The 12,796-nt window shown below is 53.1% G+C and carries 8 protein-coding genes; 3 read left to right on the top strand and 5 right to left on the bottom strand.

Annotated features, from left to right (window positions below):
- Positions 1-6: 6 nt before the first annotated feature.
- A complete protein-coding gene (locus GOX88_RS12780) occupies positions 7-2,505 on the bottom strand; it encodes a tetratricopeptide repeat protein (protein WP_170402197.1) in 2,499 nt (832 codons plus the stop codon).
- 455 nt (positions 2,506-2,960) lie between these two features.
- Here GOX88_RS12780 and GOX88_RS12785 point away from each other — a divergent pair, with 455 nt between their 5' ends.
- Together GOX88_RS12785 and GOX88_RS12790 are read left to right on the top strand one after the other, a co-directional pair.
- Positions 2,961-3,512 carry a gluconate 2-dehydrogenase subunit 3 family protein gene (locus tag GOX88_RS12785; RefSeq protein WP_170402199.1) on the top strand — a complete coding sequence of 184 codons (552 nt, stop codon included), beginning with the start codon at positions 2,961-2,963 and terminating at the stop codon, positions 3,510-3,512.
- Positions 3,513-3,550: 38 nt separating this feature from the next.
- Entirely contained in the window at positions 3,551-5,128 is a 1,578-nt protein-coding gene (locus tag GOX88_RS12790; protein ID WP_170402202.1) for a GMC family oxidoreductase, read from the top strand.
- Here GOX88_RS12790 and GOX88_RS12795 read toward each other — a convergent pair.
- On the bottom strand, positions 5,125-5,835 hold the full coding sequence (locus GOX88_RS12795; protein WP_170402205.1) for a glutathione S-transferase N-terminal domain-containing protein: 711 nt from the start codon (positions 5,833-5,835) through the stop codon (positions 5,125-5,127). The two genes, GOX88_RS12790 and GOX88_RS12795, sit on opposite strands and share 4 nt — an antisense overlap.
- A gap of 273 nt (positions 5,836-6,108) precedes the next feature.
- Here GOX88_RS12795 and GOX88_RS12800 point away from each other — a divergent pair, with 273 nt between their 5' ends.
- Positions 6,109-7,629, top strand: coding sequence for a basic amino acid/polyamine antiporter (locus tag GOX88_RS12800; RefSeq protein WP_170402208.1), 1,521 nt, complete (start codon positions 6,109-6,111; stop codon positions 7,627-7,629).
- A 30-nt stretch (positions 7,630-7,659) separates the two neighbouring features.
- On the opposite strand, the gene GOX88_RS12805 is transcribed toward GOX88_RS12800, so the two are convergent.
- The 3 genes from GOX88_RS12805 to GOX88_RS12820 form a co-directional block, all read right to left on the bottom strand.
- The gene (locus GOX88_RS12805; RefSeq protein ID WP_170402211.1) at positions 7,660-9,018 is read right to left on the bottom strand and encodes an amino acid permease; all 1,359 of its coding nucleotides are present in this window, start codon (positions 9,016-9,018) and stop codon (positions 7,660-7,662) included.
- Positions 9,019-9,095: 77 nt separating this feature from the next.
- Positions 9,096-11,447, bottom strand: coding sequence for an Orn/Lys/Arg decarboxylase N-terminal domain-containing protein (locus GOX88_RS12810; protein WP_170402214.1), 2,352 nt, complete (start codon positions 11,445-11,447; stop codon positions 9,096-9,098).
- A gap of 841 nt (positions 11,448-12,288) precedes the next feature.
- Positions 12,289-12,796 (bottom strand): tyrosine-type recombinase/integrase (locus GOX88_RS12820; protein ID WP_170402220.1); only part of this gene is annotated, 508 nt, incomplete at its 5' end.

Below are 12,796 nucleotides of genomic sequence, written 5' to 3' on the forward strand. Positions count from 1 at the left end.
CGAAGTTCAATCCGGCAAACCAGCTTTCATAAGATCTCCAACAAATCTGTCACGATCACGTTGTTGCAGGTTTTCGAATGCCAGACGGACGCGCGTACAGGTCATGTCGGGGCGTTTTTCTTGGCTCTGGCGAATTACTCGTCTCGCCTCGTCCGTGGCTTTTCGCCGTATCAATATTGCCGCCAACACGTAGCGGCCGAATGGATCAACCGATTTCCCCTCTAATGCTGTTCTCGCACAAGCTTCGGCCTGGTCAAATCTGTCGAGAAAATAAAGGCAAAAGGCTTTAGCCAACAATTTGATCTTGAAATATGGACCGGATGGCCCAAACCGAGTTGCGGTCTCGAAATGCGGTAACGCAAGCGTCGCCTGCCCATTTGCGAGATGCGCATATCCAAGGACCAAATGGGCGTTTGCAGCGCTTGGGTTGAGGCTGACTGCAAGTTCTGCCTCCGCTATCGCGGTGTCGTGTTTGTCGAACTGGGTGTATGCACGGGCGAGACTGGCATGCGCGAAACTACTTTGTTCATCCAGCGCTACAGCGCGCTCTGCGTGATAGAGTGCGCATTCTTTCGCCTCTTCCCGATCATCGACCTGGTCAAAGAACAGCTTCCGAAGCTCGGCATTTGCCAACACTGCGTGCGCAAGTGCATAGTCCGGCGTCATGTCGATGGTTCTGGTCAAAATATCCTTTGCTTTTTGGGTATCTTCATCGGTGAATTTGAATAGATGCCACAGCGCTTTCTGAACCCTGTCCCAAACATTGACCTCGCCACGTTTCAGCCGGGCTTGTTCGCGCAGGTCGAACCGCAATTCCCAGTCTATATGCCCGACAACTGCTGAGGCAATTTCCTCCTGCAGGGAAAAAACATCTTCAGTTTTGTGGTCCAGGCGATCGGCCCAAAGATCATGCCCATTTGAGGTATCCACCAGATGGGCAGTTACACGAACACGCTGATCATCGTAACGCACGCTGCCTTCGACCAAATAATGAGCCCCGAGACGTTGCGCGATCTCCTCGCCGGCTAAAGAAGCATCCTTGAGGAGCTTGGTGGAAGTGGGTGAGACCACCGACAGCCAATCCACTTTTGCAAGTTCGGTCACAAGTTCATGGTTGATGCCCGCCACAAACCCATTGTCGTCACTTTGGCCACTTAGGCAGTCAAACGGCAGCACTGCAATGACCGGTTTTTGTGGGGTAGGAAGCTGGGTAACCATCCGATCAAACAGACGGTCTTTTTCGGCCGGCGGCTCAGTGATTGGTGCATGTGTTTTGGTGCCAGGTTGAGAGCCAGATATCGGTTCATGCTCTGTTGGGAACTGGAACACAGGCCCATGCCTGGGCCAATCAACGTTGTTCAGCGTCATGTAGTCTTTGAGATTGTGAGCTGCATACAAGAATGCGTGGCTGCGCGCACCGACGCTGAGGTGTTTATGTGCAAAGTTCAAGCCCACTGCAACACGGGCTAGCAGGTATTGGCTTTCCATAAAGCTGAGCCGATGACTTTCGTGACGCTCAACCCAACTCATCGCCCCGCGCCGCAAAGTTCTAACAAACTCGACGATCCCTACATCATCCTGCCAAAGCCCCAATGTGTGATGTTTTGAATGAAAGAGGCCAATATCATCAAGGATGGCATCCCATTGAGCAGGGCTACAGTTTCCACGCCTCGCCAGCAGGTATGCCAACTCAAAGTACGCGTGATCGTAAAACAAAAACTGGTTGTCTTCGTACAGCGCCAAATCGATAAGAAAATAATCGGGATCACGGCTTTGGTGGGATTGAACCAGTACGTTGTACCCATGGAGATCCCCATGCACCCGCCCTTTGGCCGCTCTAATGCTCAATCGGCCTGGCAGTTTCTCGTCGCAGGCAAAAGCCAGCGGGTTCGGGTACCAATGCCCTTCAAACATTAAGCAACGTTCGTTCGGATCATGACCGCAAACATCCGAAAGGAACTGGTGTAGACGACCTGGCTCGGGATTCAGCCTGTAGCCGAGCCATCCCGAAAGAAGATCCCGAGGCGAGTGCAGTCCAGGCGCCATTTCATAATCGACGTTCCAGTCGCCAAGGAGGCTTCTCGACAGCCGCTGAAGAACGTTCAAGGCCAGCTCGTAGCCGCAATCGTTCCAAGGAAGCGAGTATTCCAGCCCCTGCGCCACAACGGTTGAAAGGATCGCGATCTTACCGTTGTGGTCCAATGACTGGACGATGCGCGCCAGATGCTTTGATCCAAACGCGGGGACTGCTTCAAACGCCTCCAGATGCCTTTGGTTTTCGGCCTTCTCTTTCCACTCCGGATCGGGAAGTGCATCGAATTTGAGAATGGCCTGACCGCTGAATGCGTCGCATGTAATGTCGACAATATAGACAAGGGCACCTGACTTACCCGCACTTAACTGTCGGTGAAAATAGATTTCATCCTTTACTGACCAGCGGTCAGTTATCAGCGGCAGAAGCTCAATGTACGCTTCAGGCCATGCGAGATCATCGATGGCGTGCATTAACGACACTCCGCAGAAGTTTGGCCAAAGACTGTTCAAATCTGTAAGGCGGCACCGTTTCGTGACATGATACACAAACAGGTGCGTGAACCAAGGCGTTTAAGTTGACCGGCCAGAGCGTTCTGCGCGACGGCGTGACCTGCCCAAATGATCCCAACGGGCTGCAACACGCATGAAGGTCCACTTTTCGAGAGTACCATCGATGGGCATTTGAACGCTATCAATGACTGCATTGGGGCGAATTATCCAAGCTCCGCCCAAAAAGAGGTGCTCCTATTCAAATGCGAAGGAAGCACTTCTTGCGGACCGGGCGTTCCTTTGCCTCATATCGAACGTTGGTAAGGCAACAGGAGATTTGATGACACTCTGCTGAAGGTACCAAATCCGCCAATTTGACAAAAAGAGCATAGCTGCGAAGATAACGCTTCCATACGCAATTGGCGGAGGCAGGTCGAATGATTGGCCGTAGACGCTTTTTGACTCGCATACTGCCGACCCCGATCTGGGCAAGCCTTGGTATGCGCAGCCTGTCTCGAAATGCGGAGGCAAAGACCGTCGAACAGACCAGTTACAAACAGCTTACGCATAGTGAAGCAGATACGCTTGCGGCCTGGTGCGACGTCATCGTTTCCGGTGCCCGCCGTGCCGGGGTGGCGAAATTCGTCGACCAGAGCTTGTCAGGGGATCAGGCCTCTTCCGTGCTTCTTTTGAGATATCTGAACGCAAGCGACATGGCTGGCTTTTATCGAAAAGGCATCATCGGAATTGGTGCAGAAAGCCACCACCGTTTTAGCGCACCTTTTCCACAACTCACATTGGATCAGCAAAGGGAAATGATTGCGGCCGCAGTGGCGTCAAAAATGCAGGTCTGGAACGAACCGGATCCGAACTTCTTCTACTTCATCTCGCGCAGTGACGCTGTTGATGTGGTTTATGGCACCGAAGCCGGATTTGCAGATTTGGGGATACCGTATCTGGCCCACATTTCACCACCTAAACCCTGGTAGTGCGAAGCGGGAAAACCCCATCAGCATCGAGAGGTCAAATGACGAAGATTTCACATCAAAAGGTTGAAGTCGTCATTGCCGGATCTGGCATCGCTGGCAGTACAATGGCGGCTGAGCTGGGTGAGGCCGGTTTCCACGTGCTGGTATTGGAGGCCGGGCCTGAGAGGAAGCTCTCAGAAATGATCAGCTCGCAAATCTGGTCACGGCGTCTTCGGTGGGCGGGACCTGAGGTTCAGGAGACCGGCGATCTTGTCGGTGCCGCTAATTTTGCCATGGGGTGGGGTACTGGTGGAGCTGGGCTACATTGGTACGCCAACTGGTATCGGCTTCACCCGGATGACTTTCACGTCCGCTCGCAATATGGCCGCAGTCTGGACTGGCCCATCAGCTATGAGGATCTGCAGCCATGGTATGATCACGCACAGACTTACTTTGGGGTCTCCGGGAATCTTGACCCCAACACCCCACCGGGCGCACCTTATCCGATGCCGGCAATTCCCATGTCCAGTCAATCCAACGCGATCGCCAAGGGCTTTGATGCCGAGGGCTTGAAACTCACCTCGAACACGCTCGCGGTAAACAGCGTTCCTTATGATGGCAGGGCGGGTTGCGTTCTGGACGGTTGGTGTGATGCCGGATGCCCAATCGGAGCTTTGGCCAATCCTCTGGTTTTGCAGTGGCCGCGAGCAATAAAAGCCGGAGTTGAGCTGCGCCACAATTCCTATGTAACACGTATCGAGACCGACCCTGCAGGATCACGAGCAACCGGTGTTGTCTACATTGATGAGAATGGGCAAGAGAACGTTCAACCAGCCGATATCGTGATTTCCGCCTGCCACACAATTTGGAATGCTCGTCTTCTGTTGCTGTCAACCGCTGACAAGCATCCGGACGGGCTGGGCAACCGCAGTGGAACACTTGGCCATTATTTCACGTCCCATGCGCTCACTACGATCCACGGTCTGTTTGAGCAGGAAACGGAACCGCATACGGGCGTGACCGGTGCAAACACACTGTGTCTTGTGGGCTATGACAACAAACAACCTGCAAAGGGCGCTTTTGGCAGCCGGGCGTGGCTAGTGGGGCAAGCGGCGAAGCCAAATGACCTTCTTGGAACTGCTCTGGCGAAACCTGAGCTGTTTGGGGATGCACTGGATGCCTACCTGCGCAGGGCCAGCTCGCACTACGGCAACATGACTGTGCTGTGCGAAGAGGAAAGCATCAAGGAAAACCGTATATCCCTCGATCCGACAAAACGAGATCGCTATGGACTGCCCCAGGCGCATGTCACCAATTCACTGCCGCAGGAAAATGTCGCCAGGTCGGAAATGGCGAAATCCGAAGGTTTGCGTATATTCAAGGCTGCCGGAACCAGCGAAGCCTGGGCCGGCCCCCGTAATCCCATGCATATGATAGGCGGCACAATAATGGGCAGAGATCCGGCTGCGTCGGTGACAAATTCCTTTGGGCAACTCCACGAAGTCGAAAACGTGTTTGTCGCAGGCGCGAGCCTGTTTCCCACGCCCGGTGCGATAAATCCAACCGCAACATTGGCAGCCCTCGTTTTCCGCACGGCGGATTATATTCGGACCAACCGATCTTCATTATTGCCCTAAAGCTCGTTGCGAGGCGGTTGAGCCCGCCCCATACCTTCAAAAGCGTCCAGCAACGCCTCGAACCATCTGTGCAAGGCGCTATCTGACGACCAGAATGGTCTGTGGCTGACAACCCGAACCCATTGAAACGTGCCGAATAGAATGTAGTCGGCATAATCCGGCGCGCCGCCTCCCAAAAAAGAAACGTTGGCCAAAGTGCTCTCAAGCGGGCCAAGCGCCTTGAGGACAGCTGCGCGCGCCGGCTCCGGATCCGCGCCAATTTCTTCGACACTTTGTTTGAACTTACGCTTGGTTCTTTCCTCGTAATAAGCTTTGTCACACTGTGCCGTCAGGGGAAACTGCTCTGCAATGACGGCGGGAAAAATCAAAGGATGCAGTGCGTTGTCTGCCCACTTGTTGACAAACAACGCCTTCGCTTTCCCCGCAGCACCATCAAACAGCGGATAGTCGGGATAAGTCTCTTCGAGGTAGCATGCGATTTGCCAACTGTCGCGAACCCACGTTCCACCATCTACTAATACAGGCGCAGTTACGCCGTCCGAACGCGCGATCCGCTGCTTTTCGGTAATATGCCATGGCGTTGAAGCAAACTTCAGCCGTTTGTGAGCAAGCGCCATACGGCTGCGCCAACAATACGGGCTCAGATGGGCCCGCGGGTTTTCTCCGACGACTTCAAAAAGTCTGCGTTTTTGTTCAGTTGTGTTCATCGTGAACCGGAAATTGGACCGTGTTAAGGCTACCACATGAACCGGGGCCGAGTCGTCACGTTACCGTCCTCCTGAGTATTCATGCTAAGGTTGGGGCGCAGGCGGTGTTGGTGAACCCAACGCCAGCAGGCAGCAAGGACGCATTTATTTTACGGTATTGGTTTTTCTCAATTTCCGAGATTACGATCACGACAGCACGATAAGACGCGTTCAATTCCAAATTATCCGGCACAACCTGTTGGGTGCCAGCTCATCGCGGAAGAACAAAGAACCATGTCAAACACAGAGCATTCCGGCAGTTCAGAATCTTCAAGCGCGGCTTCGTCAAAGTCTGCTGAGGTCAAGAAACTTGGTCTCTTTGCCATGACGCTGCTTGTCGTCAGCGCCATGTTCGGGGGAGGCGTTTTCAACATACCCCAGAACATGGCCGCCTCGGCAGGGCTTGGGGCCATACTGATCGCCTGGGTTGTTTCGGGCTTGGGTATCTTCTTTCTTGCCAGAAGTTTTCAGGTTTTGGCGGACGTTCGGCCCGAGATGACCTCGGGCATTTACATGTATTCACGGGCCGGTTTTGGAAGGTTGGTCGGATTCCTGATTGCCTGGGGGTATTGGCTGTCTGTCGTGTTCGGAAATGTGGGCTATGCGGTCCTGCTCATGGATGCGTTGAATTACTTCTTTCCCCCGTATTTTGAGGGCGGCAATACCTGGCAAGCCATTCTTGCAGCCTCTGCAATCATCTGGGGAATGTGCTTTCTGGTCATGCGAGGCACCAGTGGTGCCGCAATATTGAACAATATCGGGACAATCGCAAAATTTGTCCCGCTCATACTGTTCCTTTTGATTGTTGCCTATTTTTCGATTGGGAAAGGTCTGTTCACCTCGGATTTCTGGGGTAACGTGGCCGACAGTCAAACTCATGACAAACCGCTTGGCAGCGTCCTGGATCAAGTCAAAAGCACAATGCTTGTCACGCTATGGATGTATATCGGAATTGAGAGCGCGGTTGTCATGTCGGACAAGGCCGATGCGGCGACCGTGAGCCGGGCAACATTGCTCGGATTTCTTGTAGCGACAGGTCTTTTTGTTTTGGTTTCGGTATTGCCCTTTGGCGTTTTGTCTCAAGGCGAATTGTCCCAATTGGCGCCACCCTCGACTGCTGCGATCCTTGGCGATCTTGTCGGGCTATGGGGAGAGATATTCATCAACCTGGGCGTTATAATAGCACTGCTCAGCTCCTGGCTAGTCTGGACGTTGCTTGTTGCGCAACTGCCCTGGGCTTGCGCCAAAGACGGTACTTTTCCAAAATTGTTCGCGAAGACCAATCAGGCTGGTATCCCTTCAGTATCTTTGTGGATCTCTACGTTCATAATGCAAGCGGCGATGATACTGGTGTATTTTTCGGACAATGCGTGGAACGTGATGTTGTCTATTACCGGTGTTGTCGTACTTCCGGCATACATTGGTTCGGCGGCATTCCTTTGGAAATTGATGTGGACCGGCGGTTATCCGGAAGCTGCGAAGATCGGCAAGCGGACAGCCCTTATCGTAAGCGTGCTGGCGACGCTCTATGGCTTCTGGCTTGTATTCGCGGCAGGTGTGCAATTCATGCTTGCCGGTGCAATCATCTACACGATTGGCGTACCGGTTTTTGTATGGGCACGACGCGAAGGTTCTCATGACGAACCTGCCTTTAATAAGGTCGAGCTGCTGGTTGCAGCGCTGCTGGTGACCCTAGCCGTCGTGGCGATCTGGCTGCTGTTTGATGGGCGATTGCCACAAGTCTACAGTGCGTGAGCCATTTGTCGTTCGTTAGAACACTGGGTCTTAGTTTTCGCCTGTCCATTTTGTCCGGATCAGGACGTAGACCGGCAATCCGGTAAGAAGCAGCAACAGGCCCCACATGGCCGCCTCGGCCCCGGCGCCGAATATTGTGACCATCGAGAACAGGAAAGCGATCGCTGCCACAGGTAAATATGTTTTTGGGTTTAGGTATCCCTGACGTTTGCCCAGAACCAAAAGAATGATCGCTTCGGCGAAACAGCAGAATACATAGGGCACCATGTCGGAAACCGTCGATAGGCGCACCACGAACTCATAGATGCTGATCAGGGCCTTGGACCCGGACGATTGCAGCATCAGAGTTGCCACAGCCAGTGTGACCGAAATGGTGATACCTTTGGCCGGGACGTTCTTGCTGCTTAACTCGGCAAAGACGGGGGGCAACAAACCATGACGCGCGGCTGCCAGTGGCACCATCCCCATAACCATGGTCCAACCGTTGAGAGCCGCCAGCGACGACAACACCGCAGCGGCGGCAATGACATATTTTGCCCAGCTTCCCCACATCAGATCGGCCGCATCGGAGAACGGCGCGCTGGAATGTTCCAGGGCTGATCGACCCATCACTCCCATCACCGAAACAGTTCCAAAAGTATATAACGCGGCGGCTATCAAGGTTCCTGCGATGGTAGCGATCGCTATGGTTTTTTGCGGGTTCTTGACGTCTCCGGCAGGAACCGTTGCGGATTCGACGCCTGAAAACGCGAACATGATGAACGGCGCTGTCGCGGCTAAGGCCAGGAAAAACGACATGGGTGTTGGGTTGACCGGCGTAAACTGTTCCCAATCAACCCAGAACAGGCCCAAAATGGACACGGCCATGAACGGGACCAGCTTCAGGCCAACCACTATCAGTTGAAACCGCCCAGCCTCTTTTGTGCCAGCAAGGTTGAGGCATGCAACGCCGATGATCAATCCAAGCGAAATGATGGCCTTCATGCCGGGCGATCCCTTGAGCGCGGGTATGAACACTTGAAGATAGTCGGTTGCGGCAATGGCGATGGCGGGCAGTGCGGCCCAGATCGATATCCAATACCCCCAGGCCACGAGGAACCCTGCAAAATCTCCAAACCCAAGCCGGGCATAGGCGTAAGGCCCGCCTGTTTCAGGGGCAATCCGGCTAAGTCGGGCAAAGACCAGACCCAAACACAATGCGCCAACGGACATCACGATCCAGCCAATCACGGCCACCGATCCGTAAGGTGCCAAAGCGGCGGGTGCCAGAAAGAATCCCGATCCCACAACATTACCGACAACCAATGCCGTACAGGTCCAGACACCTAGAGATTTGTCTCCGGCTGGTGCATCAGAGATCTTGCTCGCGGATTGATTTCCCTTGGTCATGGGATCTCCGCGATATCTGTAAACAACACTGGAAAGGGCGCATACTGGTAACTCAAGACACACCTGGTGCCACTGGACTATTCCTTGACGACATAAGTGAAATAGCGGATCGCGCCATCGACTTCTTCGCGATAGACACCCTGAACTTCGTTTTCAAAGCCAGGGAACTGGTTTTCGGTCTCTTCAAACAGCATGAAATAGTCGATTTGCGGCTGTGCGCGATCATCATAACGTTCGCCCGGAACAACGACACCGATACCTGGCGGGTAAACTAGGGCCAAAGTGGCCGCGACCCTGCCTTTGACGTCGGTCATCGGAATATAATCTGCCTGATTGGCGATAAATGCGCTGTGGGCGTCATGCGGGCTCATCGCCAATTCCGGAAAATGCGCTTGCTGAAACTGTTTTTTCTGCAAAGCCTTGGCGTCATGCCGCTTGTAAAGATCATGCAGTCCTTGGGCGAGTTCCCGAATATGCATACCAGAGTAACGGTCGGGGTAGTCCCGGATCAAGTCGGGCAAAACTTCTTCAACCATAGCATTCGAGTCGAACAAACGCTTGAAGCTGACAAGTTCTGCCAGCAACGTGCCCGCCTTGCTGCGTTCCAGACCCGGTGTCAGCAGGAAGAGGATTGAATTGAAATCCGTCTTTTCAGGAACAATGCCACGGCTTCGCAAGAAGGCGCCCAGTATCGCTGCGGGTATGCCCCAATCCTGATAATTGCCTGTTTTCCGGTCCACGCCGGGTGTCAGGAACAGCATCTTTGTCGGATCGACCATGGCGTAACCGTCCACGATCCGAGTGTACCCATGCCAATCGGCCCCCTCGCGGAACCACCAGCATTGCTGTTCGTTGACAAGCAAATCGGTTGGCAGATCCTCCCACGTGGCGTCAGTCATGTTCTCGCAATGATCGGAGCCTTTGATCGTGACCTTGTCCGGAACAAACGGGTCAAAAAACCATTTCTTATTAGGATCGCTTTCGTCGTTTCTGAATCCGCGGGCAAGTTCTCGGGCTTTCTTTCGGATGTCGATGCCTAGGCGCAGCGCTTCGTCCCATAAAAACGTGCCGTTTTTGCCCTTCATCATCTGGGCTCCAACATCAAGCGACGCGTACATAGGGTAAAACGGTGATGTCGACGTGTGCATCATGAAGATTTCGTTGATCCGTTTGTGATTGACGCGCCGGTCCTGTCCCTTGATGTGATTGTCTTTCACATGGAATTGCGAGGCTTGCGACATTCCTGCCAGTTGCTTGTGTGTCGATTGCACCGCGAACACTCCGGGATCATCCGTGCCCAGCTTCTCCAGTCCCATGGCATATCGGTTTCGATAAATCGGATGGAACCTCATGAACCCGCCCCAAGCTTCATCAAACAAAAGATAGTCGCACAGATGCCCCAGCTTTTCTCGGATCGTTTCAACCTGATAAATGGTGCCGTCATAGGTGCAGTTCTCAAGCAAGGCGGCCCGAAACGGACGATCCTTTTTCCAGGCGTCCGGATCGGTCACCAGCGGGTTGTCCCGGATTTGCTGTCGCAGCTTGTCTTCGTCCAAAGCGTCAAATTCAATCGGGCCCACCATGCCGAACGAATTTCGATCATCGGGCAGATAGATCGGTATGCCGCCATTCAGCATCAAAGCCGAATGGTGATGAGACTTGTGGTTATTGCGATCAAACAAGACCAGATCACCCGGCGCAATCAATGAGCCGTTGACCATTTTGTTCGAGGTGGAACTTCCGTTCAAAACAAAATATGTGCGGTCCGCGCCGAAGATTTCTGCGGCCTGTTGCTCGGCTTTCAGAAACGGACCTGTCGGTCCGAAAATATCACCCAGGTCCGGTACAAAATTGAAATCCGCGCGCCAGAAGTTCTCGCCCAGATAGTCGAATAAGACCCGGCCAATGGGACTTTTTTCATAGAAGATGCCGCCGTTGTGACCCGGCGCGAGCCACATCTGATTGCCGGCTTCGACGTAATCGATCATGCCGCCGAAGAATGGTGTTTTCAGGCCTTCAACGTATTCACTATAGGCTCGAAGGACATATTTTGCGATGAAGTCTGGCGTGTCCTCCTGTGGGAATACTGTGCCCCGTATTTGTTCAAGCACACCATCAGTAAGGTCCGAAATCCGATGCCGCTCAGTCACCAGAAAAACCGGTGATTCCAGCCCACGATGACGAATGGAGGCCAATACTTCCTCGGTGTCCAGACCCTCGTCGCCGCTATCCCAACCAATGAGAAAACACGCAATTGAAGCATCATTTTGAATTTGGAATATGGCCTGTTCCGTGGATTGTGCGGTCAGCACCTCATAGCCGCGGTCTCGCACGGCGCGTATTATCGCCCGCAGAAGTCGTCCAGAAACAGTTTCGTCTTCTATTTCGCTATGAACAACAAATATTTGAAAAAGCCTATTATATTCCATGACCGGTCTCCTGCGTTAGGAAGTACCATCCAGTGTTCAGAGTGAAATTGTCACAAATGGATGATCTCAGGGTTTCAAATATTCTCCCTCAATTCAGTCAACGCTGCCTGCATTCCGGTTAACTTGCAACAATTTCTGACGGTTTAAGGTTGGAGCACCACAAGGTTTCCCTACCGATGGCGTTGCTGGGTGCGACGCAATTGGCGCCCCAATAGGTTGGTGTACGAGATCGAGGCGACGTATGCGGGAGGACACAGTGAATATGGCCAATGAGGATCGGCTCTCGATAGCGATTGAGTGTTGAATGTCTCTTATGGGCCGTGTTGCCGGTGCAGCGCTACCTTGTAGGCGAACACGCTGCGTTCGATCCAACGGCGGTAGAGATCCCAATGACCAAGCTGTGGCGCAGAAAAGTAAAAAAGGAATTTGCTCGCCGCATATCTCAGACTGTCATAAAGTTTGATCTGATAGCCATCAGTGGGCGTGAAAATTGGGGAGTAATCCAGTGTTGAAGTATATTTATCCAGACGGAAGTCATTGTTATCGTGCAATTCACACCGCTCATGCGGTCTTTCGAAACGAGGAAGGTAAGTTGATCGCTCGCGCCGAAAAGTCAGACCAGAGCGGAATGTATGAATTCGAGATCAAAGGCTTTGAAATCTTGGAGCCGGGTGTGTTTTACAAATAGCTTCAACAGCTGCATTGTCCCGCGATCGGTGAGTTCGAGCAGCGCCGATTTTTGCACATGTGCCGAATGGCCGGAATGCGGGTGCGACTGCAGAACGCCAGCAGTGTGTGTAACGTCTCTTATGGGCCGCAGTCGAATGCGACCCGCATGCTTTTAGATTTCAATAGCTTCAGCTATGGCTAAAGCGTCCTCAAGCCTAACACCGAGATACCGAACCGCGCTGTCCATCTTAGTATGACCGAGTAAGAGTTGCACGGCGCGCAGATTGCCCGTCTTCTTGTATATCTGCGTGACTTTGGTTCGGCGCATTGAATGTGTGCCGTAAGCGCTTGCCTCCGACCCAATTGAAGTCACCCAATCACGAACGATCCGCGCATATTGACAGGTGGAGATATGCAGGCGCTCATGAAACCGTCCCGGCCAAAGGTACTCTGAGCCGACCATCAGTTCATCCTCCATCCACTTTTCAACAGAAACACGTGTGCCTTCGGAAATCTCGAAGCGTACAGGTTTCTGAGTCTTGCTTTGCAGGATGGAGGCGCGTTCTTTGATCTGACCTGACGCCATGACGTCGACGACGTTCATCTTCACTAGGTCACAGCCGCAGAGCTTGCTGTCGTTCGCCATATTGAACAGCGCGAGGTCGCGATGGTTCTCGGCC

Source organism: Ruegeria arenilitoris, from assembly GCF_013030985.1.
Taxonomy (GTDB): Bacteria; Pseudomonadota; Alphaproteobacteria; order Rhodobacterales; family Rhodobacteraceae; genus Ruegeria; species Ruegeria arenilitoris_B.